Annotated in this window: 23 protein-coding genes; 12 read left to right on the top strand and 11 right to left on the bottom strand. The window is 64.8% G+C overall.

All coding sequences use genetic code 11. From position 1 onward, the window contains the following. Positions 1–20: 20 nt before the first annotated feature. Complete coding sequence (locus G410_RS0113735; protein WP_022674244.1) at positions 21–1133, bottom strand: ATP phosphoribosyltransferase regulatory subunit; 1113 nt, start codon at positions 1131–1133, stop codon at positions 21–23. Then, positions 1130–2716, bottom strand: a complete 1587-nt coding sequence (gene serA / locus G410_RS0113730; RefSeq protein WP_028971491.1) for a phosphoglycerate dehydrogenase — start codon at positions 2714–2716, stop codon at positions 1130–1132. Before serA ends, G410_RS0113735 begins: the two co-directional genes overlap by 4 nt. Between serA and G410_RS18060 the strand changes: the two genes are divergently transcribed. Then, positions 2715–2855 (top strand): hypothetical protein, encoded by a 141-nt coding sequence (locus tag G410_RS18060; RefSeq protein WP_156851967.1) that lies wholly within the window; start codon positions 2715–2717, stop codon positions 2853–2855. The genes serA and G410_RS18060 overlap by 2 nt on opposite strands. Here the strand turns inward: G410_RS18060 and G410_RS0113720 are convergent. After that, the gene (locus G410_RS0113720) at positions 2822–3997 is read right to left on the bottom strand and encodes a phosphoserine transaminase (RefSeq protein WP_022674241.1); all 1176 of its coding nucleotides are present in this window, start codon (positions 3995–3997) and stop codon (positions 2822–2824) included. The two genes, G410_RS18060 and G410_RS0113720, sit on opposite strands and share 34 nt — an antisense overlap. A gap of 189 nt (positions 3998–4186) precedes the next feature. Between G410_RS0113720 and G410_RS16905 the strand changes: the two genes are divergently transcribed. The 3 genes from G410_RS16905 to G410_RS0113705 are packed head-to-tail and all read left to right on the top strand — an operon-like array spanning position 4187 to position 8074. Then, positions 4187–6451, top strand: coding sequence for an EAL domain-containing protein (locus tag G410_RS16905; protein WP_022674240.1), 2265 nt, complete (start codon positions 4187–4189; stop codon positions 6449–6451). Between the two features lie 40 nt (positions 6452–6491). Next, a complete protein-coding gene (locus G410_RS0113710; protein ID WP_033317673.1) occupies positions 6492–7157 on the top strand; it encodes an extensin-like domain-containing protein in 666 nt (221 codons plus the stop codon). A gap of 26 nt (positions 7158–7183) precedes the next feature. After that, positions 7184–8074 carry an LOG family protein gene (locus tag G410_RS0113705; protein ID WP_022674238.1) on the top strand — a complete coding sequence of 297 codons (891 nt, stop codon included), beginning with the start codon at positions 7184–7186 and terminating at the stop codon, positions 8072–8074. A 105-nt stretch (positions 8075–8179) separates the two neighbouring features. On the opposite strand, the gene G410_RS0113700 is transcribed toward G410_RS0113705, so the two are convergent. After that, a complete protein-coding gene (locus tag G410_RS0113700) occupies positions 8180–8836 on the bottom strand; it encodes a c-type cytochrome (protein ID WP_022674237.1) in 657 nt (218 codons plus the stop codon). 112 nt (positions 8837–8948) lie between these two features. Then, positions 8949–10277: a cation:proton antiporter gene (locus G410_RS0113695; protein ID WP_022674236.1), complete on the bottom strand. Its 1329-nt coding sequence runs from the start codon at positions 10275–10277 to the stop codon at positions 8949–8951. Between the two features lie 49 nt (positions 10278–10326). Here G410_RS0113695 and G410_RS0113690 point away from each other — a divergent pair, with 49 nt between their 5' ends. Further along, positions 10327–11196, top strand: a complete 870-nt coding sequence (locus G410_RS0113690) for an ATP-grasp fold amidoligase family protein (RefSeq protein WP_022674235.1) — start codon at positions 10327–10329, stop codon at positions 11194–11196. A 21-nt stretch (positions 11197–11217) separates the two neighbouring features. On the opposite strand, the gene polA is transcribed toward G410_RS0113690, so the two are convergent. Then, positions 11218–14016, bottom strand: a complete 2799-nt coding sequence (gene polA, locus G410_RS0113685) for a DNA polymerase I (protein ID WP_028971487.1) — start codon at positions 14014–14016, stop codon at positions 11218–11220. A 198-nt stretch (positions 14017–14214) separates the two neighbouring features. Between polA and G410_RS16900 the strand changes: the two genes are divergently transcribed. Continuing rightward, positions 14215–14520: a hypothetical protein gene (locus G410_RS16900; protein WP_022674233.1), complete on the top strand. Its 306-nt coding sequence runs from the start codon at positions 14215–14217 to the stop codon at positions 14518–14520. A gap of 21 nt (positions 14521–14541) precedes the next feature. On the opposite strand, the gene G410_RS16895 is transcribed toward G410_RS16900, so the two are convergent. The 5 genes from G410_RS16895 to serS all read right to left on the bottom strand — a co-directional run bounded on the left by G410_RS16895 (position 14542) and on the right by serS (position 18633). Next, positions 14542–15939 carry an MATE family efflux transporter gene (locus G410_RS16895; protein ID WP_022674232.1) on the bottom strand — a complete coding sequence of 466 codons (1398 nt, stop codon included), beginning with the start codon at positions 15937–15939 and terminating at the stop codon, positions 14542–14544. A gap of 52 nt (positions 15940–15991) precedes the next feature. Then, a complete protein-coding gene (locus tag G410_RS0113670) occupies positions 15992–16453 on the bottom strand; it encodes a molybdenum cofactor biosynthesis protein MoaE (RefSeq protein ID WP_022674231.1) in 462 nt (153 codons plus the stop codon). Between the two features lie 7 nt (positions 16454–16460). Further along, a complete protein-coding gene (locus G410_RS0113665; RefSeq protein ID WP_022674230.1) occupies positions 16461–16706 on the bottom strand; it encodes a MoaD/ThiS family protein in 246 nt (81 codons plus the stop codon). A 9-nt stretch (positions 16707–16715) separates the two neighbouring features. Further along, positions 16716–17288, bottom strand: coding sequence for a CDP-diacylglycerol--glycerol-3-phosphate 3-phosphatidyltransferase (pgsA, locus tag G410_RS0113660; RefSeq protein WP_028971486.1), 573 nt, complete (start codon positions 17286–17288; stop codon positions 16716–16718). 76 nt (positions 17289–17364) lie between these two features. Further along, entirely contained in the window at positions 17365–18633 is a 1269-nt protein-coding gene (gene serS / locus G410_RS0113655; RefSeq protein WP_022674228.1) for a serine--tRNA ligase, read from the bottom strand. A gap of 113 nt (positions 18634–18746) precedes the next feature. Between serS and G410_RS0113650 the strand changes: the two genes are divergently transcribed. The 6 genes from G410_RS0113650 (at position 18747) to G410_RS0113625 (ending at position 24820) form a co-directional block, all read left to right on the top strand. Continuing rightward, positions 18747–19394: a hypothetical protein gene (locus G410_RS0113650; RefSeq protein ID WP_022674227.1), complete on the top strand. Its 648-nt coding sequence runs from the start codon at positions 18747–18749 to the stop codon at positions 19392–19394. Then, the gene (locus tag G410_RS17505; protein WP_022674226.1) at positions 19391–20572 is read left to right on the top strand and encodes a hypothetical protein; all 1182 of its coding nucleotides are present in this window, start codon (positions 19391–19393) and stop codon (positions 20570–20572) included. The genes G410_RS0113650 and G410_RS17505 overlap by 4 nt, the downstream gene beginning before the upstream one ends. Continuing rightward, positions 20572–21528 (top strand): AAA family ATPase, encoded by a 957-nt coding sequence (locus tag G410_RS0113640; protein ID WP_028971484.1) that lies wholly within the window; start codon positions 20572–20574, stop codon positions 21526–21528. The genes G410_RS17505 and G410_RS0113640 overlap by 1 nt, the downstream gene beginning before the upstream one ends. Further along, on the top strand, positions 21525–22826 hold the full coding sequence (locus G410_RS0113635) for a DUF58 domain-containing protein (protein ID WP_022674224.1): 1302 nt from the start codon (positions 21525–21527) through the stop codon (positions 22824–22826). The genes G410_RS0113640 and G410_RS0113635 overlap by 4 nt, the downstream gene beginning before the upstream one ends. A gap of 97 nt (positions 22827–22923) precedes the next feature. Then, entirely contained in the window at positions 22924–23946 is a 1023-nt protein-coding gene (locus G410_RS0113630; RefSeq protein WP_028971483.1) for a stage II sporulation protein M, read from the top strand. Continuing rightward, positions 23939–24820: an RDD family protein gene (locus tag G410_RS0113625; protein ID WP_245559369.1), complete on the top strand. Its 882-nt coding sequence runs from the start codon at positions 23939–23941 to the stop codon at positions 24818–24820. Before G410_RS0113630 ends, G410_RS0113625 begins: the two co-directional genes overlap by 8 nt. Positions 24821–24849: the final 29 nt, after the last annotated feature.

The following is a 24849-nucleotide window of genomic DNA, read 5'->3' as shown; positions in this document are numbered from 1 at the left end:
CCAGAACCGGGCTTGTCGCATCAGATGGCTAGCGGCTCACTGCCGTTCAGCCAGTGCGTGCAACCGAGTGTCGCGGCATCGTCGGTGTCGCTGAGCGCGGCCACCGTCCGCCAACCGTCCGCGCGCAGCTGCGCCGCTATATCCATATCATGCCCCATCGGCAGGAACAGGCGCTGCACGGCAGCTGCGGGCAACACGTCCGCCAGGGCATCCGGATAGAGCGAAAAGCCCGTTGCGGGCTCTTCGCTGCCATTCGCATGGGCCAAGGTATAGGTGCCGCCGCGGCCCAGGCTGGCGACATGGCCGTCCGCATAGAGCGTGAAACCGAACCAGCTTTGATATTCGAAGCCATGGCGCTCGGTCGGGTCCAGCGTCAGGCGGATATCGTCTGCGATCGGCTTGGCGATTGCGCGCAGCGCCTCCAGGCGCGATGCCAGCGCGCCGCCAGCGTCCTGCGCTTCCAGCTTGGCCAGCGCTTCATGATAGGGTCCGGCCGCCGCGATCAGCGGCAGATAATCATGCGCGCCCAGCGCGGCGAGGCCGCCGGCATCCTTGCTGTCCAGCTCCGCCTTGACTGCCGTTAGCGTGTCCGCATCGAGCGGATAGCGCGTCTCGGCAAGCCGATCGACCAGATCGGGCAGGGTGAAATCGACCGTAATCCCGGTCACGCCTGCCGCCTGCAGCGCCTCGATCGCCAGACCGACGATCTCGCGCGCCGCGGCAATCTCATCCGATCCGATGATTTCCGCGCCGATCTGCGTCAGCTGCCGCTCGGGACGCAGCTGGCTGGAACGCAACCGCAGCACCTGTCCGGCATAGCAGAGCCGCATCGGGCGCGGCGCGTCCGACAGGCGCGTGGCGGCAATGCGCCCGATCTGCGTGGTCATGTCCGTGCGCAGCGCCAGCGTGCGCTGCGAAATCGGATCGGTGAACCGCAGATGGTCGGTGCGCACCGCAGCGGCGCTGCGGGCCACCAGCGCGCTTTCCGTCTCGGCCAAGGGCGGGTCGACGCGCTCATACCCATGGCTCGCCAGAACGGCGAGGACGGACGCCTCGATGCCCGCACCGCGCTCGGCGGCTGGCGCCAGCCGATCGCGGAAACCGACGGGCAGCAGTTCGGGGGCTTCGCTCATGTGAAGCTGAGCCCCTTCACTTTCTTCACGCCTTCCAGATTGCAGATCTTCCACATCACCGGTTCGTCCACCGGCTGATCGACGGACAGCAGCAGCACTGCCTCCCCGCGATCGCCGCCGCCGCGACGGCCAAGGTGGAAGGTGCCGATATTGACGCCCGCCTCGCCCAGCGCGGTGCCGACCTTGCCGATGAAGCCGGGAATATCCTCATTCACGATATACAGCATATCGCCGGTCAGACCCGCTTCGATCTTGATACCGAACATGTCCACCAGCCGCGGCTGATCGTCGCCGAACAGGGTACCGGCGACGGAACGTTCACCATCCTCGGTCGTGACGGAAACGCGCAGCAGCGTGTGATAGTCCTGCGTACGGTCATGGCGCACTTCGCGCACGTCCAGCCCGCGTTCGCGCGCCAGATAGGGGGCGTTGACCATGTTCACTGTGTCCGAATAGACGCGCATGAGGCCCGCCAGCACCGCGCCGCTGATCGGCTTGATGTTGAGCTGGGCGGCTGCACCCTCGACCTCGATCGATACGCCGCGAATATCCTTGCCGATGAGCTGGCCGACCAGACTGCCGAGCCGTTCCGCCAGCGCCATATAGGGGCGCACGCGCGGCGCTTCCTCGGCAGACAGGCTGGGCATGTTGAGCGCGTTGGTCACGCCACCGCTCAGCAGATAATCGCTCAGCTGTTCGGCCACCTGGATCGCCACATTGACCTGCGCCTCGTCGGTCGATGCGCCCAGATGCGGAGTGCAGACCAGATTCGGTGTGCCGAACAGCGGATTGTCCTTGGCCGGCTCCTCGGCGAACACGTCGAGCGCGGCGCCGGCAACATGGCCGCTTTCCAGTGCTTCCTTCAGCGCCGCCTCGTCGATCAGGCCGCCGCGCGCGCAGTTGATGATGCGCACACCCTTCTTGGCCTTGGCCAGCGCTTCTTTCGAAAGGATGCCGCGCGTCTGATCGGTCAGCGGGGTGTGCAGGGTGATGAAGTCGGCGCGGGCCAGCAACTGGTCCAGCTCCACTTTCTCCACACCCATTTCCACTGCGCGATCGGGCGTCAGGAAAGGATCGAACGCAACCACCTTCATCTTGAGGCCAAGCGCACGGTCGGCAACGATCGAGCCGATATTGCCCGCGCCGATCAGGCCCAATGTCTTGCTGGTCAGCTCGACGCCCATGAACTTGGACTTTTCCCATTTGCCGGCCTGCGTGGAGGCATCGGCTTCGGGCAGCTGGCGGGCGAGGGCAAACATCATCGCCACGGCATGTTCGGCGGTGGTGATAGAGTTGCCGAACGGCGTGTTCATCACGACCACGCCCTTGGCCGAGGCAGCGGGAATATCGACATTGTCGACACCGATGCCGGCGCGGCCGATCACCTTCAGATTATCGGCCGCCTCCAATATTTCGGGCGTGACCTTGGTCGAGCTGCGGATGGCGAGGCCATCATATTGGCCGATCATGGCTTTCAGCTCTTCGGGCGTCTTGCCGGTGATCTCGTCCACCTCGATCCCGCGTTCGCGGAAAATCTGGGCGGCCTTGGGGGACATTTTGTCGGAAATGAGGACTTTGGGCATGGGGAATACCTTCATGAACGGCGGCATGCGCGCGCGGGTCGGGATCTCGGCCTGCCAGGCGATGGCGGTGCTGCTCGAGATCCCGGCCCGCGCCGGGATGACGAATTACGCGGAAAGTTCGGCCTGGACCTGGGCATAGGCCCATTCGATCCAGGGTAGCAGACGGCGCAGATCTTCTTCCTCCACCGTGCCGCCGCACCAGACGCGCAAGCTTGGCGGGGCATCGCGGTAGCCATTGAAGTCATAGGCCACGTCCAGCTCTTCGAGCATCGTGGCGATCTTCTTGGGCACGGACGCCTTGGCATCGTCATCCAGACCGTCATAGAATTCGCCCTGGAAGACGAAGCAGACGCCGGTGTTGGTGCGAAGCTTCGGATCGTCGACCATGTTGCGCAGCCACGGCGTGGCCTCGATCCAGTCGGTCATGATTTTGGCATTGGCATCGGCGCGGTCATGCATGGCCTGCAGGCCGCCGATGCTCCTGGCCCATTCCAGCGCCGCGATATAATCTTCGGTCGCCATCATGGAGGGGGTGTTGATCGTGGCCCCTTCGAAGATGGCGCGGTTCAGCTTGTCGCCCTTTTTCAGGCGGAACAGCTTGGGCAGCGGCCAGCTGGGATCGTAGCTTTCGATCCGCTCGACGGCGCGCGGGCTCAGGATCAGCATGCCATGGGCCGCTTCCGAACCCATCACCTTTTGCCAGCTGAAGGTGGTCGCATCCAGCTTGGCCCAGTCCATCGGCTGCGCGAACACGGCCGATGTGGCATCGTTGATGGTGATGCCGGTGCGGTCCGCGGCGATGAAGTCCGCATTGGGCACGCGTGTGCCGGAGGTGGTGCCGTTCCAGGTGAAGACGATGTCATTGTCGGCCGGGATGGAGTCCAGATCGGGCAGCTTGCCGTAATCGGCATCGAGGACGGTAAGGTCCTTCAGCTTGAGCTGCTTGACCGCATCCTGGATCCAGACATTGCCGAAGCTTTCCCACGCGGCGACGGTGGCCGGACCCTGGCCGAGCATCGTCCACATCGCGCATTCCAGCGCGCCCGTGTCGGACCCCGGCATGATGCCGACCAGATAATCGTCCGGCACGGCCAGCAGCTCGCGCGTCAGATCGATGGCATATTTCAGGCGTGCCTTGCCCACCTTGGACCGGTGCGAGCGGCCCAGCGATTCGGTCTGCAGTTTGTCAAAGGACCAGCCGGGCATCTTGGCCGTGGGGCCGGAAGAAAAGAACGGGCGCTCAGGGCGCAGTTCGGGCTTGGAAATCGTCGTATCAGTCATTGCATGCGTCTCCTCACAGAGAGCTGCGCCGCGTTGGGGCGGCGTGGCCCGTCGGCTGACCTAGAGAGCGGGCGGACGAAGTCAAGCACAGCCGTCTTTCCTGCTGCCAAACGACCGCCGCCGCATGATGAACAGTTTTTTGGCCGGCTGGTTAGAATGTCGAAAGAATTGGCCGCTACCGGGACTACTATGAATGTATTCCTGCGGACCCATGGTAACTTTCTGTTAGCGCTACCGGTGCTCGTGCCGCCGCTCATGGCCATGCGGATCGACTGGACTATCGCCGCGGAAATGGTGCTGATTGCGCTGGCGATCGCGCTGATCGTGCAGGTGCAACGCCGCGCCGAACGCAGGCGACTGCAGCGCGATCGCCGGTCGGACCCGGCATTGCGCGCAGCGGCCTTTCTCGATGATTTCGAAAAGGACGGGCGTGGCTGGTTCTGGGAAACCGACCGTCAGGGGATCATGCGCTATATCACGCCGCAGGTCGCGCTGCGCAGCGGCATTCCTGTCGAGGACATCATCGGCAAGCCCTTCATCGATCTGATCTCCCAGGTCGGCAAGCATCATGACGAGCGCGAGGAGCGGACGCTGGGCTTCCACCTGTCGTCGCGCACACCGTTCAGCGACCTGTCGATCAAGGTGGCCTCGGACGAGGAGCGCTGGTGGTCCGTGTCGGGCAATCCGGTGCTGGACGATCTCGGCAATTTCCACGGATTTCGCGGCAGCGGGACCGATCTGACCGACATGCGCGAGACGCAGAACGCGTTTCAGCAGCTGGCCCGCTACGACACCCTGACCGGGCTGGCCAATCGGCTGGAGATCAACCGGCTGCTGGAACAGTCGCTCAAGGGTCATCTCGGCAGGACGGAGCCGTGCACGCTGTTCCTCCTCGACCTCGACCGGTTCAAGCAGGTGAACGATACGCTGGGGCATCCTGCCGGCGACAGCCTGCTCGTGCAGGTGGCCGATCGCCTGCAAAGAGTGGTCGGAGAGCGCGGCACCGTTGGGCGCATCGGCGGCGACGAGTTTCAGGTGGTGCTGCCCAAGCTGATCCAGACCGCAGAGCTGGAAAGGCTGGCCGCTCACATCATCGAAGCGCTGTCGATTCCCTATATCGTGGAAGGCTCGCAGGTGCGCATCGGCGCATCGATCGGCATTGCGATTCACGAGCTTGGAGAGGTGCAGGCCTCCTCGCTGGTGCGCAATGCGGATCTGTCGCTCTATTGCGCCAAGGATGCCGGGCGCGGCACCTACCGTTTTTACGAAGCCGCCATGCATGAGGAAGCTTCCGAGCGGCGCACGCTGGAAGAAGATCTGCGCGATGCCCTGAACAGGGGAGAGCTGTCGCTGGTCTATCAACCCGTGGTGGACGTCTCGACCGAAAAGATCACCGGTTTCGAGGTGTTGTGCCGCTGGGATCATCCCGTCAAAGGGCCGATCAGTCCGGCGGTCTTCATCCCGATTGCCGAAGAGGCCAATCTCATTTCGCGCATCGGCGAATGGACGATTCGCAGCGCCTGCGAGCAGATTGCGCAGTGGCCCGGCGATCTGCGCATCGCGGTGAACGTTTCCCCGCTGCAATTTGCGCGCGGCGATATCGCCATGATCGTGACCAGTGCCGTGGCGCAATCGGGCATCCATCCGTCGCAGCTGGAGCTGGAGGTGACCGAAAGCGTCTTCCTGGACGGGGGAGACGAAAATATCGCCATCTTCAACGCCATCAAGGCAACCGGCGTGCGGCTGGCGCTGGACGATTTCGGCACCGGCTATTCGGCGCTCGGCTATCTGAAGAAGGCGCCGTTCGACAAGATCAAGATCGATCAGAGCTTCGTGCGCGGCGCTGCGCAGAAAGGCAGCATGAACGGGGCGATCATCGCTTCGATCGTCAGCCTGGCCGATGCGCTGGGCATGGACACCACTGCAGAAGGCGCGGAAACCCATGACGAGCTGCTGCTGGTGCGCGAACTGGGCTGCAGCCATGTGCAGGGCTATATCTATGGCAAGCCGATGACGGCGGAGGCTGCCGCGGAACTCCTGACCCTGTATGACGGCTATGCCCGGGCGGACGGGTTCCAGTCCAACCGCCTGCCGCGCAAGCGGTTGCTGCGCAAGATCGGCGTGCTGAGCGACGGCTTCTGCTATGAAGGGCTGGTCCGCAATATCTCGGTCGGAGGGGCGATGATCGACGGGCTCTGGGCGGTGCCGCCCGGAACCCGGTTCGAGCTGGAACTGGACAATGATCTGGTGGTCAGCGCCACGGCACGGTGGAGCGAAGAGAATCGCATGGGTGTGGAATTCGATCGGCCCATCAGCCTGACCGATCTGGGTATGCGCGGGCGCATGAAGGTGCAGCCCGGCTGGCGGGACGGCCGTGATGCGCCTGACGAGGCACCTCCCGTCCTCGGCCAGCACGAGGATGACGACACTGAACGCAAACGGGACGCCGCCTGATTTCGACTATATTAAGACTGGCTGCCACATAGCGGGGCGCATGATCGGTCGTTCCCTTGCAAGCATGATGCTGTTCCCGGCGCTGCTCCTCGGCGGATGCGGGGTGCTGCCCAAAAGCCGGGACGGCGCGCCGGATCGCCCGGCAAGATCGGCCGGAACGCCGGCATTTTCCACCGCAGAAGGCGGCCAGTGTCTGGCGGATCTGCAGGCGGCATCGGTCCGGTTCGAGGCGCTCCCCAATCGCACCTTCGGCGGCGGCTGCCGGACGATCGACACAGTCAAATTGCTCGATATCGGCATGCCGACCACCAATCTGGGCGCGCTCACCTGTCCGCTCGCGCGCAATTTTGCCGCCTGGGCGCGCTACGCCGTCGGCCCGGCAGGGGTGCGCCTGATGGGCAGCCCGGTGGTGCGGATCGAGACCATGGGCAGCTATGCCTGCCGCAATATCAATGGCGCGTCTTCGGGCAAATTGTCGCAGCATGCTTATGCCAATGCCGTGGATGTCTCGGCCTTCATCCTGGCCGATGGGCGGCGCATCAGCGTGGAGCAAGGCTGGAACGGGTCCGTGCAGGAGCAGGCCTTTCTGCGCGCGCTCCATCATTCCGCCTGCCGCCGTTATGGCACGGTGCTCGGCCCGGATTACAACAGCGCCCATTATAATCATTTTCACTTCGACATGTCGGGTCAGGGCTATTGCCGCTAGGCCTCTGCTCGCTTAGGCGCGAATGCATGGCAGAAAAGAATATCGAGGAACGGCGCTTCTACCGCGCCAAACAGGAAGCCCGCTTTGTCGACGAGGAAGCGGTCGAAACACCGCAGACGCGCGATCCGGCCTATCGACTGGCCTTTCAGGACAATGATTTCCTGCTGCGCGAAGAGCTGCGGCCGGTGCGTTTTCAGCTGGAGCTGCTGAAGCCGGAAATGATGCTGGAGGAGCAGGGCATCGGCTCCACGCTCGTCATCTACGGGTCCGCGCGCATTCCCTCGCCCGACAAGGCGCAGGCCCTGATCGACGCGGCGGTGGACGATCGGGCCAAGATTATCGCGCAGAGGCTGGCCGACAAGGCGCGCTATTATGAGGAAGCGCGCAAGCTCGCCTTCCTGGCCAGCAACAGCGAATTTCGGGAAAATGACGGCAAGCGGCATTTCGTGGTCTGTTCGGGCGGTGGTCCGTCGATCATGGAAGCGGCCAATCGCGGCGCGGCGGATGCCGGCAAGGAATCGATCGGCCTCAACATCGTGCTGCCGCATGAGCAGGCGCCCAATGGCTATGTGACGCCGTCCCTGTCCTTCCGCTTCCATTATTTCGCGCTGCGCAAGATGCATTTCCTGCTGCGCGCGCGCGCCGTGGCGGCGTTCCCCGGCGGCTTCGGGACATTCGACGAGTTTTTCGAGCTGCTGACTCTGGTGCAGACCGGCAAGGTCGAGCGGATGCCGATCCTGCTCTACGGCCGCGAATTCTGGACGCGGGTGATCAATTTCGACGAACTGCTGCTGGAAGGCACCATCAGCCCGGCCGATCTGGACCTGTTTCAATTCGTGGAAACGGCAGAAGAAGGCTGGGACAAGATTCGCGAATTTTACGAACTCGGCCCAGAGGACCGCGCAACCGCCCGATAGAGGGCGCCATCGCCAAAGGCGCGGCACCAAACATGCCGCGCCTCTAAGGGCGTTCTATCTACAAGAATTCTGCGGCGTCGCTTGGGGACGCCGCAGCCGATAGGTTTAGAGCGGCGTTGCCGGTGCTGCGGCTTCATTGGCTTCGCCCGCAGGCTCACCATCGCCCACGGCGGCATCGACCGGCGTGACGGCGGCATCGGATTCGCCAGCCGCGTCTTCGCCTTCACCCTCGGCCGGCGGGGGCGGGAAGGGCAGGTTGGAGCCCTGCGCGTTCAGATAAGCGATGACATCGGCGCGGTCCTGCGGATCGCCAAGGCCGGCAAAGGTCATCTTGGTGCCAGGCGCGAACTTGCGCGGGCTTTCCAGCCAGGCATTCATCTGATCGAAGGTCCACTGGCCGCCCACGGACGCCAGCGCGTCGGAAAAGGCATAGCCGCCCACGCCCTTGCCGATGGCTTCACCCACCACGCCGTGCAGATTCGGGCCGATGCCGTTCGCGCCGCCAGCGGCCACCGTGTGGCAGGCGGCGCATTTCTTGAACACCGTTTCGCCATGGGCAACGTCGGAACTCGCCAGCAGCGTGGCCAGCGGCGGGCCGCTCGCTTCACCGGCTGCAGCGGCGGTATCCTCGATGAAATAGCCCATTTTCTCGCCTTCCGGGTCTTCGGTATGGAAGACACTGCCGAACCCGATCGAAAGCCCCAGCGCGGCGATACCGCCTGCAAGGATCCATCCGGCCAGAATATTGTTGCGATCGTCCATGGAGACTTCCCGAGAGCAAGTTGCGACAGGCCGCAGGGCTGCGACCAGTAAGATGGAGCCGATTTAATCAGACCGCGGCACGGTGGCAAGAGCGCAGTCAGCGACAGACCGTTTAAGCGGCCTCGGCGCTCTTTTGCCTGCCTTCCAGATGCCGGTCCAGCCTGCCCATCAGCGGGGTCACCAGAAATCCGTGCAGGATGATCGACATCAGGATGATCAGCCCCATCACCTCCCACAGCACGATCTCCTGCTCGAACTCCGCATGGTTCAGCGCGTAGGACAGATAATAGACCGACCCCAGGCCGCGAATGCCGAAAAAGGAGATAATGAACCGTTCCAGCGGCGGCCTTTTCACGCCGATCAGCCCGATCATGCCGGCAAGCGGACGGACCACGAACAGCGCCACGGCGGCAAAGCCGATTTCACGCCAGCCGACGGCGGACAGATAGCCGCCGCTGGCCAGCATGCCGCCGAAGAAGACCAGCATGACCATCATCAGCAGACGTTCGGTCTCATCGGCGAAATCATGCAGCCGATCGTTGAAGTCGTTTTCCCGCGATGCCCGGCGCAGCATCAGCCCGGCCAGAAATACCGCCAGAAAACCGTAGCCGTGCAGCAATTCGGTGAGCGCATAGATGCTCAGCGTTGCGCCCAGCGCCACGAAGCCGTCGCCGGTGCGGCTGAGCCGGGTGCCGGTGGGCAGCGCATAGACGATTTTGCCGAAAATCCAGCCCGCCGCCAGACCGGTCACCAGGCCGACCGACAGCTTGATCAGCACATCCTCCAGCGCCCATCCGCCGACGGTCTGCCAGCTGAATCCGCCCGCAACGGCCAGCGCAATGGCCAGGTTCACGAAGGGGAAGGTAAGCGCATCGTTCAGCCCGGCCTCGCTGGTCAGCGCAAAACGTGCCTCCGACTCCTCATCGCATTGCGGCTTTTCGATCTGCACATCGGAGGCCAAGACCGGATCGGTCGGCGCAAGGCAGGAGGCCAGCAGGAGGGCGGACACGATGCCCAGACCAAGCATCGCGCCGCTCAGGAACAGCAGCGCCAATATGGTCAGCGGCATACAGATGGCCAGCATGCGCACCGTGATCTGCCAGCCGCGAAAGCTGAACGGTCGTCCGATCTTCAGCCCTGCGCCCATCAGCGAGATGATCACGATCAGCTCGGTCGCCTTCTCGATCAGGATCGGGGTTTCTGCCGGGTAAGGGCCGTAATCGGCAAAGGGCGTGAAGGTGAAGATCGCCGCGCCGATGAGGACGCAGATCAGCGGCAGGGTCAAAGGCAGTTTGCGCAGGATCAGCGGCAACCAGGCGATCAACAGGATGATCGCGCCCAGACTGAGCAGGATGGGAATATAGTAAGTGACGATATCGACGGCCGCCGCCGCCTCGGCAGGGGTGGTCACCAATTCGGAACTGTTTGTTATGGCAGTCATTTCATCGCCATAGCTGGGCGGGTCCCGGCGTCAACAAACGGACCCCCCTGTGGACAGCTTCGATGGTCTGACCTTTCCCAATCCTGCAGACCTGCCGCGCATCGATACCGTCCTTGAACGGGTCATGCGCCGCCAGCGTATCCGGCTGACCTATCTGTGGCGGCATCACCACCTCCCCGATCTCGATACGCCGCGAACTTTTACCGAAAAAGTGCAGGCGCGCAAATTGGCCTGCCGCGATCCGCGCCTGCCCTGGCTTACGGACAAGCTGGCGGCCAAGGCGCATGTGTGCGCCATGCTCGGCCCGGAATGGATCGTGCCCACGCTCTGGCACGGCGCGCAATTGCCCGTGTGCCCGGACTGGCCCTTGCCGCTGGTGATCAAGGCGCGCCATGGCTGCAACCAGAACATGTTCCTGCGCGATCGGGCGCCGGACTGGGATGCGGTGCGCGCCCGCAGCGCGCGCTGGATGCGCAGGCCCTACGGCCTGTGGCTGGACGAATGGGCATATCGGGCCGTGCCGCGCGGAATCCTGACCGAGCCGTTTATCGGGCGGAACGGGCAATTCCCGGTCGATTACAAGATCTATGTGTTCGATGGCCGCGCCGCCTTCATTCAGGTGCATCTGGCCCGCGAATCCGCGCATCGCTGGTTGCTCTACGATCGCAGCCGCCAGCCTGTTTCCGATAGCGCGGAACGGGAGGGGCATCTGTTTCCCGCCAGCATCATCGCGATGGTGGAGGCCGCAGAGATGCTGGGCCGCGGGTTCGATTTCGTGCGCTGCGATTTTTACGACACCGATGCGGGACCGAAATTCGGCGAATTTGCTTTCTATCCAGGATCGGGGCTGGATCCGTTCGATCCGCCAAGTCTGGACATGGAGATCGGCGCGCACTGGCAACTGCCGGATCGCCTGTAAGGGCGCACCGGCAGCGTTGCGCTAATGCGCCGCGTCCCAGCTTTTGCCGGTGCCGATCTCCACGCCCAGCGGCACCGATAGCGTAACCGCCGGCAGGGCGGCTTCGGCCATCACCCGCTCGATCACCGGCGTGGCCGCCGCCACATCGCCTTCGGGCAGTTCGAACACCAGTTCATCATGCACCTGCAGCAGCATCCTGACGTTCGGCAGTCCGGCCTCGGCCAGCGCGGGCTCCATGCGGGCCATGGCACGCTTGATGATGTCCGCGCTAGTGCCCTGGATCGGCGCATTGATCGCAGCGCGCTCGCTGCCCTGACGCTCCGCCTGATTTTTGCTGCCGATACGCGGAAAATGCGTCTTTCGGCCGAACAGCGTCTCGCTGAATCCCTTGGCGCGCACCGATTCCAGCGTCTGCGCCATATATTTGGCGATGCCGGGGAAGCGCTCGAAATAGGTGTCGATCATCGCCTGCGCCTCATCCGGCTCCACCTCCAGTCGTTTGGCGAGGCCCCAGCGGCTGATGCCGTAGAGAATGGCGAAGTTGATCGTCTTGGCCCGCCCGCGCGTGTCGCGATTGACCTCTCCGAACAGTTCCTGCGCGGTGCGGTTGTGGATGTCCTCGCCCTGCTCGAACGCGTCGCGCAGTTCAGGCACATCGGCGATATGCGCGGCCAGGCGCAGCTCGATCTGGCTGTAATCGGCGGCCAGCAGCACATTCCCCGGCTCGGCCACGAACGCCTCGCGGATCTGCCGCCCGATGGCGGTGCGGATGGGGATGTTCTGCAGGTTGGGATCGGTCGAGGACAGCCGCCCGGTCTGCGCGCCCACCAGGCTATAGCTGGTATGCACGCGCCCGGTCTTGTCGTTGATCTGCGCCTGCAGCGCATCGGTATAGGTGGATTTCAGCTTGGACAGCTGGCGCCATTCCAGCACCTTGCTGGCCATCTCCACGCCCTGCGAATCCAGTTTTTCCAGCACGCTCTGATCGGTGCTGTACTGGCCGGACTTGCCTTTCTTGCCGCCTTTGAGGCCCATCTTGTCGAACAGGATATCGCCCAGCTGCTTGGGGCTGCCAATGGAAAACTCCTCGCCCGCCAGGTCGTGGATCTGCGTTTCCAGCACATCCATTTCCTTGGCGAATTCGCCCGACAGGCGGCTGAGCGCCTCGCGGTCCACCTTGATGCCGCGGCATTCCATGCGCGCCACCACAGGCACCAGCGGGCGGTCCACCCGCTCATAGACCTGCGCCACGCCTTCGGGCGGCATGCGCAGCTTGAGGTGATGCCACAGGCGCAGCGTCACATCCGCGTCCTCGGCGGCATATTCGGTGGCATCTTTCAGCGCGACCTCGTGAAAGCCGATCGCCTTCTTGCCGGTGCCGGTGAGCGATTTGTAGCTGATCGGCTCATGGTCCAGATGCGCCTTGGCCAGCGCATCCATGCCGTGCCCGCCGCCCACTTCCTGGCCTGCATCCAGGCAGAAGCTCATCACCATCGTATCGTCGAACGGCGTCAGCGACACGCCATGCTGCGCCAGCACGGACATGTCATATTTCAGATTCTGCCCGACCTTCAGGACGGCATCATCCTCGAGCAGCGGCTTGAGCTTGGCCAGCACGGCATCCCGGTCGCACTGTTTGGGCTTTTCATCGAACATGTCCCCGCCGCCATGACCAAAGGGGATGTAGCAGGCCTCGTTCGGGGCCACGGCCAGGCTGATGCCGATCAGCTCTGCGGTCACCGCTTCCAGGCTGTCGGTTTCGGTATCGAAACCGATCACGCCTTCTTCCCGCGCGCGGGCGATCCAGTGATCGACATCGGCAAGGTCGGTCACGCAGACATAGGCGGATCGGTCGATGGCGGGCATGTCCGGCGCGCTGGCCGCCCCCTGCGCACGCGCAGGCGTATCCGCCGTCTCGCCCAGCAGCGGCTTGGCACCATGGGTGCTGGTCACCGCCCCCATCCGCTTCAGCAGCGAACCGAAGCCATGATGCTCCAGAAAGGCGCGCAGCGGCTCCTCGGGAATGCCCTTCAGCGCAAATTCGTCCAGCCCCTGCGGGATGGCGCAATCCTCTTTCAGCGTCACCAGCACGCGGGACATGCGGGCATCGTCCATATGCTCGAGCAGATTTTCCTTCATCTTGCTCTTTTTCATGTCCGGCGCGGCGGCCAGCACGCCGTCCAGATCGCCATGCTCGTTCAGCAATTTGGCCGCCGTCTTGGGGCCGATGCCGGGCACGCCGGGGATATTGTCCACGCTGTCGCCCATCAGCGCCAGCACATCGCCCAGCAATTCCGGGCCGACGCCGAATTTCTCCTGCACATAGTCCGCGCCGAGCCGCCGGTCGTTCATGGTATCGTAGAGATCGAGACCAGGTTCTATGAGCTGCATCAGATCCTTGTCCGAACTGACGATGGTGACCTCGAAGCCCTCCTTCAGCGCCAGCTTGGCATAGGTGGCGATCACATCGTCCGCCTCCACGCCTTCCTCCTCGATGCAAGGCAGCGAAAAGGCGCGCGTGGCGTCGCGGATCATCGGGAACTGCGGTTTGAGGTCTTCCGGCGGTTCGGGGCGGTGCGCTTTATATTCGGCATAAAGATCGTTGCGGAAGGTGTGCGAGCTATAGTCGAAGATTACCGCCATATGCGTCGGGCCGTCGGCGGCGTTCAGATCGTCGACCAGCTTCCACAACATCGTCGTGTAGCCATAGACCGCGCCAACGGGCTCCCCATGCTTGTTGGTGAGCGGCGGAAGGCGATGATAGGCGCGGAAGATATAGGCCGAGCCATCGACGAGGAAGAGGTGCGGTTGATCAGGCATGGATGCGAGATAGCGGTTGCAGCGTCCGCTTTCCATCGTGAGTTTTGCAAGACGAAATCGGCATAAGGCACGGCCGATCTGGCAGTTTGTCGCATTTCACCGCCCATCATGCACGCTTCACCTTGTATTTGCGAAACCCATGGCCTAAATCCCAGCTGCCCTCGTTGGGCGTCGGAATAATTACCGAAGGACAATTTAATGCGTAAGTTCATCATTACCGGTCTGGTTGCTACCGCTGCACTTGGTCTGTCGGCCTGCTCGCAGGAAGCACAGGACAAGACGGGCGAAGCGGCTGACGCCATTGGCAACGATGTGGAAGCAGGCGCTGAGAATGCCGGCAACGCGATCGAAGCCGGCACGCAGGCTGCGGGCCAGGAACTCGACGAAGCTGGCAACAACATTGAAAATGCCGCCAATTCGGCCGCTGACAATGCCGATGCGGCTGCTGCGCGCACCGAAGCCGACGTCCAGGACGAATCGGTTACCGAAGCACAGCAGGACTAATCGTCTTGCGTTGACCGGCGGTTATTCCGCCGGTTCGGCTGAAAGGGGCGCGTTCGTATCTTGCGAGCGCGCCCTTTGCGCATCTGCGCCGCGCCCCAGCACGCGCCAGGCAATCCAGAAGGCGATGGCCCCGCCCACCACATTGGCAGCAAGCTCGGCGGCGTAGATGCCGTCCTCCTGCCACATCCGTCCCAGAAGCCAGGCCGTGGGCACCATCACCAGCAGCACCCGGCCAACCGAAACCATCAGCGCGCGCGACGCCTTGTCGATAGCATTGAGCGCGCCGTTCGACACGATCAGCGCTCCGTACAGGCCATAGCCCCAGGCGGCGATGGTGAGATAGCGTGCGGCGGCGTCGATCACCGGCGCGCTATCGGTGAACAGCCCGGCGAACTGACGCGAAAAGCCCACCAGCAAGGCGGCGATGGCCAGACCGTACAGCATCGCGAAACCGACCGCATATAGCAGCGCCTTGCGCGCGCGAACTTCCTGACCTGCGCCCCAGTTCTGCCCCACGATGGCGCCGATCGAGCCGGACAGGGCCAGGAGCGGCACCACGGCAAAGCTTTGCAGCCGCCCCGCCGCGCCATAGCCCGCCACCGCATCCTGCCCATAGGTGGCCAGGAAGCCGGTGAGCACCGCCAGCCCGATCGGGTTGATGCTGTTCGATATGGCCGCCGGTCCGCCCACGCTGATCAACGCCTTGGCCCCGGCGCCCCAGCCTTCCCGGCTGAAACGCGAAAGCCGCAATTTCAGGTCGCTCGTCTGCAGCAGAACGAAGGCGGTGATCCCGGCCAGCCCGAAGGCGATCACGCTGGCATAGGCCGCGCCGGCAATGCCATAGCCCGGCAGCGGGCCCCATCCGGCGATCAGCATCGGATCGAGCACCCAGTTGGCCGCCGCATTCACGATCAGGATGATCGAGCTGCGCACCGCCGCGCCCTGTCCGCGCAGCATGCCGTTCAGGCTCATCATCCACATCACGAACGGATAGCCGATGGCATAGGGCGTCATATAGGCGCTGATCAGCGGCTCCAGATCCTCGCCCGCATTCATCGCGGCAAATAGCGGCGCCTGAAACGCCCACAAGGCCGCCCCGATGGCGAGGCCCGCAAACCCGGCGATGATAAAGCCCTGCAGCCCGCGCGTTTCGGCCAGATCATGCTCACCGCGGCCAAGCGCGCGGCTGACCACCGAATTGATGCCCACAATCACGCCCACGCCGAGGCTGCTGAGCGCAGTGATGATGGGAAAGATAAAGCTGATCGCGGCCAGCTGGTCTGGCCCCTCTTGCCCCACGAAATAGGCATCGACGATGCCGACCGACATGAGCGCCGCCACGCCAATCAGGGCGGGCCAGGTCTGGTGAAAGAGATGATAGCGGATCGATCCGCGGGTGAGCTTGCCGGTGTCCGCCATGTGCGGGAGGATATGGCGCTGTTCTGCGCGGGCTACAACCGCGGCGACGTCATTACTCCCAGCCGGCGGCCCGCGCGTCGTCGCTGCCCTTGGCTTCGACCCATTTGGCGCTGCCATCGGCGAAATGCTGTTTTTTCCAGAAAGGCGCGCCGGTTTTCAGGCGGTCGATCAGATAGGCGCAGGCGTCCAGCGCATCGGCGCGGTGCGGCGCGGCGGCGGCGGCCAGGACGATGGGCTCGCCCGCCTCCAGTCTGCCGATGCGGTGGATGATGATGGCGCCGGTCAGGGAAAAACGCTCGGTGGCTGCCTCGGATATGCTGCGCAGGGCCGCTTCGGTCATCGCGGGATATTGTTCCAGCTCCAGCGCGGTCACCCGGCGGTCCGGATAGGCGACATCGCCATCGGCGCGCACGATGCCGATGAAGCTGGCGACCGCGCCCGCGCCGGTCTGCGCCAGCGCATCCAGGGCCGCGCCGCTATCGAAGCGTTCCGTCTGGACCTGCACGTCGATCATCGGCTGCTCATCCGCCGGTGACGGGCGGGAAGATCGCCAATTCGCTGGCATTGCCCAGCTTGGCGTCGCTCTTCACCATCAGCTGGTCGAGCGCGAAACGCAGGCGGCTTTCGTCGCCAAGAGCCGCGGCATGGCCGCCGCCCTTGCCGCGCAGCAGATCCAGCATGTCGGCCACGGTAACGGCACCCTCCGGCGCGGGCTCCTCATCGCAGCCGATCTGCTCGCGCACCCAGGCGAAATAGACGATCTTCATGGCGCCGGCTCAATCCATATGCCTGATGCCGAGGCGCAGATAATCCCACCCCGTAATCAATGTCAGGATGGCCGCAACCCACAGCAGGATCAGCCCGGCAATGCCGATGAAGGTCCACATCGGCAGGCCGCCCGCCAGGATGATCGCGCCGAATGCCACCAGCTGCGCGGTCGTCTTCCATTTGGCCAGCCGCGACACCGGCATGCTGACCTCGATCCCTGCCAGAAATTCGCGCAGGCCGGACACGATGATCTCGCGCAGCAGGATCACCAGCGCGGCAAAGACATGATAGCCCTGAATATCGCGGGTGAAGACCAGCATGAGGATGACCGCGGCGATCATGATCTTGTCGGCAATCGGATCGAGGAACTGGCCGAGCCGTGACACGGTGCCGCTGGACCGCGCCAGATAGCCGTCGAAATAATCGGTGATGCCCATCAGACAGTAGAGCGCGAAGGCCAGCAGATAGTCCAGCTGCCGGGGCTGCAGGCCAATCGGCTCGAAATCCGGCCACAGCAGGAAGGCCAGCAGCGGCACCGCCACGATGCGGGACAGGGTCAGGACATTGGGCAGCGACAACATGGTGATACCGGCACTAGCCGAGCGGCGCGCAGGCGTCACGATCTTGTTTGCGCCGGGTGGCAGGGCCTCGGGCATGTCAGCCGATCCGGTCCTTGCCCATCCAGGCGCGCAGAGGTTCGGGGATCAGCACGCTGCCATCGGGCTGCTGATGCTGCTCCAGGATGGCCGGGAACAGGCGGCTGGTCGCCAGGCCCGATCCGTTGAGCGTGTGCAGGAAGCGCGTCTGCTTTTCGTCCTTGCCCTTGGTGCGGATGCGCGCGCGGCGGGCCTGATAGTCCTTGGCCCAGCTGACCGAGCTGATTTCCTTGTAATCGCCGATGCTGGGGATCCACACCTCCACATCATAGGTGACCGCCATCGACGCGCTGACATCGCCCGCCGCCAGCAGCACGGTGCGATAATGCAGGCCGAGCTGCTGAAGCAGGCTTTCGGCGCGGCCCAGCAGTTCCTCCAGCGCAGCTTCGCCCTGATGCTCGTCGACGAACTGGAACATCTCCACCTTGTTGAACTGATGCCCGCGCACCGTGCCACGCTCGTCCGCGCGTGCGCCGCCGCCCTCGCGCCGATAACAAGGCGTGTAGGCGAACGCCTTGATCGGCAGCTTTTCGGCCGGCACGATCTCGTCGCGATAGATATTCAGCAGCGCCGTCTCCGCGGTGGGCAGCAGGAAGCGCTCCTGCCCGCCTTCCTTCACCTGAATATGGAACACATCGTCGTAGAATTTGGGGAATTGCCCCGCGCCATAGCCCGATTCGGGCAGCAACAGATGCGGCGGCAGGAAAAAGGTGTAGCCGTCGCGGTGATGGCTGCGGTTGAACCAGTCGAGCAGCGACCATTCCAGCGCCGCGCCGTCGCCGGTGTAGAGCCAGAAATTGCTGCCGGCCATCTTCACGCCGCGCTCGAAATCGACCAGCCCATGCTTTTCGATCAGCTCCAGATGGCTGAGCGGCTTGTCCCCAAGCTCCGGCTTTTCCCCCCAGCTGCGGATCACCTGATTGGCTTCCTTGCCGCCTTCGGGCACGCGGGCGTCGGGCAGATTGGGCAGGCCGGCCATCGCCTCATCGAACTGCCCGCGCGTGACGCCCTGCTGTGCCTGCAGATCGGCGGCTTCGGCCTTCAGCGCGCTGGCCTTGGCAATGCTTTCCGGATCGGGCTTGCCCTTGGTCTGGCCCATCTGCTTGGCAATCGCATTACGCTCGGCCTGCACGGTGTCGATCCGAAGCGTGAGCGCGCGCACCTCCTCGTCCAGCTTCAGGATGGGCGCCAAATCCACATCGGCACCCCGTTTGGCCAGCGCGGCGCGGACGCCGTCGGGATCGGTGCGGAGCTGTTTGATATCGAGCATAGGGGATCGGCTTCCGGTGGGATGGGCGTGAATTCAGGCCTGCCGCATAAAGCGTGGCGGGCGGGGCGTCTAGCGCTTGCCAATCACGGGGCGGCTCGCCACTGTCGCGCGCGATGACGGTTGGCCAAGTTCCAGCGGCGGGGGGCGCCGGACAGGAAAGTCTGGAGACGGCGCACCGCGCGCTGTTGCAGGACCGCGCCATCCAGTTCGATCTGCAGCCCTATCGCGAACCGCCTCCGCCCGACTGGCTGGAGCCGGTCATCGCCTTGTTTCGATGGCTGCTGCAGGGGGCGCCCTATTTCTTCTGGGCCATGCTGGCGCTGCTGGCCGCCCTGATCCTGTTCTGGGTGCTGCGCGATGTGATGGGGGTGGCGATCCGCTGGCCCTGGCAGAAGCGCAGCGCCGATGCGGAGCCGACCGACAGCTGGCAGCCCGAAGCGGGGGCCGCACGCCATCTGCTGGAAGAAGCCGAAGCACTGGCAGCACGCGGCGATTATGCGCAGGCGGTGCATCTGCTGCTACACCGCTCGGTCCAGGATATCGCCACGCGGCGGCCCGATTTTCTGCTGCCATCGCTCACCGCGCGCGACATTGCCGCCGCCCCCAGCCTTCCGGAGCGGGCGCGCGAGGCTTTTGGCGCCATGGCTGACATCGTCGAGCGGGCGCTGTTCGCGCGGCAGCCGGTGGGCGAACAGGGCTGGACGGAGGCGCGCGCCGCCTATGAACGCTTCGCCTTTCGCGAAAGCTGGCGCGCGGCATGAGTAGCGCGCGAACCAATGGCCCGTTCACGCAGCGCATGGTGGTGCTGGGCATCGCCGCCAGCCTGATCGCGGGCCTGCTGTTCTTCGTGCTCGCCAGCTACGCGCCGAACGCGGTTAGCAAGATCGGCGTCACCGCCACGCCCGCATCCAACAGCGCGGTGGGCTATTCCGGTTTCGTGCAATTGATGAAGGCGGCGGGGCCGGAGACGCAGCTGCTCAGCCGGCAGGAGGATCTGGCGCGCCCCGGCCTGCTGATCCTGTTCGTCGATCAGACCGATGATCCGGATATGGTAAAGGAAATCGCGGCGCTGCGCGGCGAAGAGCCTATGCTGATGGTGCTGCCCAAATGGGACGTGCGCCCGATCGGGATGAACGGCAATCGCGTCCGGAGCACCGGCTTTGCCGCGCGCAGCCGGCTGGATGCGCTGTTGCAGGCCGTGCTGCCGGGAGACATCGAGCGGGTTTCGGTCGATGGGCCGCTGTCGATCGCGGGCGTCACGGTGCGCGCGCCCCAGCAGCTCCAGCGCGCGCCGGACGCTGGCTATCAGTTGGATGGCTTCCCGCCGGGCCTGCTGATCGAGGCCGAGGATTTTCCGCATCTTGTGCTGACCGATCCGGACTTCATCAACAATGCCGGGATGGACGATATCGCCAATGCGCGGGCCATGGCCACGATGGTCGATGCGCTGCGCTATACCGGCGATCCGCTGCTGATCGCCACGCCGCGGCTGGCCAGTGGCAAGGGCCGCAATCTGGGCAAGCTGCTGCTCGATCCGCCCTTCCTGCCGCTTACGCTGATCCTGCTGTTCGCAGGCTTGCTGGCGCTGCTGCACGGTTTTGTGCGCTTCGGCCCGGTGGCGCAGCGGGGGCGGGTGTTCGCCTTCGGCAAAAGCGCGCTGCTCGATACCACGGCCGATCTGCTGAGCCGCGCGGGTAAGCTGCCGGGGCTTGGGCCCAGCTATGCCGAAACGATGCGCCGCCGTGCCGCCGAACGGCTGGGCGCGCCGCCGTCGCTCAGCGGTGACAAGCTGGAGGCCTGGCTCGACCATCGCGCCGCTGGGCCGGGCGATCCGCAGCCCCTGACAACCCGCCTGCGCGCGGTGGAAAACGCGCAAGGGGAAGAAGAATTGCACCGCCACGCCCGCGCGCTGGCCCAATGGATAAAAGGACAGACATGATGGACATCACGGGCGTGCAGACGCTGGCCGACAATATCCGGCGGGAGACGGCCAAGGCGATCACCGGGCAGACCGACATGATCGATCTGATGCTGACGGCACTGTTTGCGCGCGGGCACATTCTGCTGGAAGGCCCGCCGGGCACCGCCAAGACGCTGACGGCGCGCTGCTTTGCCGCCGCGCTCGGCCTGAATTATGGCCGCATCCAGTTCACGCCCGATCTGATGCCGGGCGATATTATCGGCTCCAATATCTACAATCTGCAGACCGGCAGTTTCACGCAGATGAAAGGCCCGGTGTTCTGCGATCTGCTGCTGGCCGACGAGATCAACCGTACCCCGCCCAAGACGCAGGCGGCGCTGCTGGAGGCGATGCAGGAGCGCTCGGTCACCTTCGATGGCGAGACGCACACGCTATCGCCCCGCTTCACCGTCATCGCCACGCAAAACCCGATCGAACATCAGGGCGTCTATCCACTGCCCGAGGCACAGCTCGACCGGTTTCTGTTCAAACATGTCCTGTCCTACCCAGATGCGGCGCAGGAGCGCGCGATTGTGCTGGCCCATGGCGGCGGCGCGGCGGGGCAGGGGCCGGGCGATTATGCGATCAGCGCGCAGGCGGACGGCGCGGTATTGGCGCAGGCGCTGGCAACGGTCGAGCAGGTGACTCTGGTGGATGAGGTGGCGGATTATATCGTGCGGCTGGTGCGCGCCACGCGCGAAAGCCCGGATATAGGCATCGGCGCCAGCCCCCGTTCCGGCGCGATGCTGGCGCGCGGTGCGCGCGCGCGGGCGGCGCTGGAGGGGCGCGATTATGTGATCCCCGACGATGTGAAGATGCTGGCCGTGCCCGCGCTGCGCCACCGCGTCACCCTGTCCCCCACGGCGCAGATCGATGCGCGCGATATCGAGACGATCGTGCAGGCGCTGGTCGAGGCGACCGAGGCACCGCGATGATCTATCCCAGCGGCCGGGCCATTGCGCTGGCCGGGGCAGGCGCGCTGCCCGCGCTGCTTGCCGCCTTTATCGCGCCCGGCTGGTGGTATCTGGCGCTGCTGTGGATCGCGCTGGTGCTGGGCTTCATGGCTGTCGATGCGCTGGCAGGCACAGGGTTGAAGGCGCTGGAATGGACGCTGGCGGCCCCGGCGGAGATTGGCGTGGGCGGCGCGGTGCCGGTGCGGATCGCGGTGTCGGGCATCGATGGCCCGGTCGAGGCGCGGCTGGGCCATGACGCGCTGCTTGCGACAGGCGGGGCGCAGGCGCCTGTCATGCGTCTGGAGGGGGCTGCGGGCGCGGAGCAGCGGTTGATGGCGGTGCGACGCGGCCTGTCCACGCTGGGGCCGTTATGGCTGCGCTGGCGCGGGCCGTTCGGGCTGGTGTGGAAGCAGCGCGTGGTCGATCCGCAGACGCAGGTCGCGATCCAGCCCGATCTGGCGGGCGTGCGCGAGGATGCGATGCAGCTGCTGCGCCGCGATGCGATGATCGGCGAGCGGATCGAGCCGCGCATCGGGCAGGGCCGCGAGTTCGAGTCGCTGACCGATTATCGGCCCGGCATGGAACGGCGGACGATCGACTGGAAGCGCAGCGCGCGCCACTCCACCTTGCTGGCCAAGGAATATCGCGCCGAGACCGCCAACAGCCTGGTGCTGGCGATCGACAGCGGGCGGCTGATGAGCGCGCCGGTGGCGGGCCTGCCGCGGATCGACCGTGCCATCTCCGCCGCGCTGCTGACCGCCTTCGTGGCGCTGAAAGCGGGCGACGGCGTGCGGCTGTTCGCGTTCGATTCGCATCCGCATGTTGCCAGCGGCGCGGTGCGCGGCACCAGTGGCTTCGCGCAGTTGCAGCATCTGGCGGCGCAGATCGACTATTCGGCGCAGGAAACCAATTTCACGCTGGGCCTGACCAGTCTGGATGCGCGGCTCGACCGCCGCTCGCTGGTCGTCATCTTCACCGATTTCGTCGATCCGGCCAGCGCGGAGCTGATGCTGCGCACCGTCGGGCGGCTCACCGCCAAGCATATCGTCCTGTTCCTCATCATGCGTGACGAGGAGCTGGAAAGCGCGATCGATGCCGCGCCGCAGGACAGCCGCGATGTCGCGCGCGCCGTAGCGGCCGGCACCTTGCTGCGGGAGCGCAAGCTGGTGATCGAGCGGCTGAAACTGGCCGGCGCGGACGTGCTGGAGGCGGACTGGCGCGCCATGGGCCCGCAACTGGTCGGGCGCTATCTCGATATCGTAAAGGCACAGCGACTATGACCGATCGGTGTTCCAGACCACATAGCCATCCTTGCCGTGCCGCCCGGACCGGGTCCGCACGCCTCGCCATGCCACCGTGCACGGAGCGCCCATCATCATGACCCGCGCCCCTTCCATGCAGACCGCGACGATCCAGAGCGTCGCCAATTTCCGGGTCGAGCGGGAAGCCGATTGGGCGGCGTTCGAAGCGCTGCTCGACAGGCTCGACAAGCGCGGGCCCAAGCGGCTGAGCGAAGAGGAATTGCTGCAACTGCCGCGCCTGTACCGCGCCACGCTCAGCTCGCTCTCGCTGGCGCGTGCGATTTCGCTCGATCAGGCGCTGCTCGCCCATCTCGAAGCGCTGTCGCTGCGCGGTTATTACCGTCTTTACGGCAACCGCACCGGGCTCGGCAGCCGCGTCGCGCGGTTCTTCCTGATCGACTGGCCCGCCGCCGTGCGCGCCTTGTGGCGCGAGACGCTGGCCATGCTGCTGCTGCTGGTGATCGGCGGCGTGATCGGCTGGGGCCTCGTGGCGTCGGATCCCAGCTGGTACGGAGCGTTCGTGCCGCCCGAGCTGGCGCAGGGGCGCGATCCCTCGGCCAGCGCCGGGCAGCTGCGCGAGATGCTGTTTGGTGGCGGCGACGGATTCCTCACCGGCTTTGCGATCCAGTTGTTCGTGCACAACAGCCAGATCGCGATCCTGTGTTTTGCGCTTGGCTTTGCCTTCGGCCTGCCGACGATCTTGCTGGTGCTGTATCATGGCTGCATGGTCGGTGCGTTCCTGCAAATCTACGCCTCCCATGGCTTGCTGGTGGATATGGGCGGCTGGCTCTCGATCCACGGCACGACCGAGCTGTTCGCGATCATTCTAGCCGCCGCCGCCGGGATCCGCATCGGCGCGGCGGTGGCCTTTCCGGGCGACCGCAGCCGGATCGACGCTGCCGCCGAAACCGGGCGCAGCGCAGCCACCGCCATGGTGGGCGTGGTGGTGATGCTGCTGGTGGCGGGCATCCTCGAAGGTGTGGGCCGCCAGTCGATCAATATCACCGGCGCGCGCTATGCGATCGGCGGGCTGATGCTGCTCGGCTGGTGCAGCTATTTCTACCTCCTGCGCGCCAGGAGCCGGTTCGACCATGGCTAGGCCGGGCAAGGTTTCCAGACAGGACAACATGTCCAGCGCGGCGTCATCCGTCCGGGAGCTGGTGACGCCCGAAGGCGTGCCGCTGGGCATCGTCATCGGCTCGGCGGCATCGCGTTTCATGGCGTTGATGATCGATTTCATCATCATCGGCCTGTTGATGCTGGCGCTGTTCCTGCTGCTGCTTTTCGCCTTCGGTACCTTTGGCGGCAACGCGATGAAACCGATCGCGATCGTCATCGCGCTGTCCGGTTTCGTGCTGCGAAACCTGTATTTCCTCCTGCTCGAATCGCGGCCAAAGGCGGCCACCTTCGGCAAGCGGCTTCTGGGCCTGCGCGTCGTGTCGCGCGATGGCGGGCCATTGTCGATCGATCAGGTGGTGGCGCGCAACCTGATGCGGGAGGTGGAGCTGTTCCTGCCGTTCATGGTGCTCGGCAGCATGGCCGCCACCGGCGATGCGGGCGGCTGGGCGGTGCTGGCGGGCTTTGTCTGGGCGCTCGGCTTTTCGCTGTTCCTGCTGTTCAACAAGGATCGGATGCGGATCGGCGATCTGCTGGCCGGTACCTGGGTGGTCGAGCGGCAAAAGGTCAAGCGCGTGGACGATCTGGCGGCGGGCGGGACGGTGCATTTCGATTTCACCGATGCCGCGCTGGATCAATATGGCATCACCGAGCTGCACAAGCTGGAGGACGTGCTGCGCTCCGGCGATGGTCAGGCGCAGCGCACGGTGGCGGACGCCATCGCGCAGCGCATCGGCTATACCGGCCCCATACCCGACGATCGCCAGTTCCTGACCGACTATTATCGCGGCCTGCGCGCGCATCTGGAGCGGGAAGTCCTGCTCGGCACCCGGCGGCAGGACAAGAACGATCTATAGGAAACGCTGACGGCGCTGGTCCGTTGGTG

The organism is Novosphingopyxis baekryungensis DSM 16222, assembly GCF_000420305.1.
In the GTDB taxonomy this organism is placed as follows: domain Bacteria; phylum Pseudomonadota; class Alphaproteobacteria; order Sphingomonadales; family Sphingomonadaceae; genus Novosphingopyxis; species Novosphingopyxis baekryungensis.
This window is presented reverse-complemented; position numbering and strand designations above follow the sequence as displayed.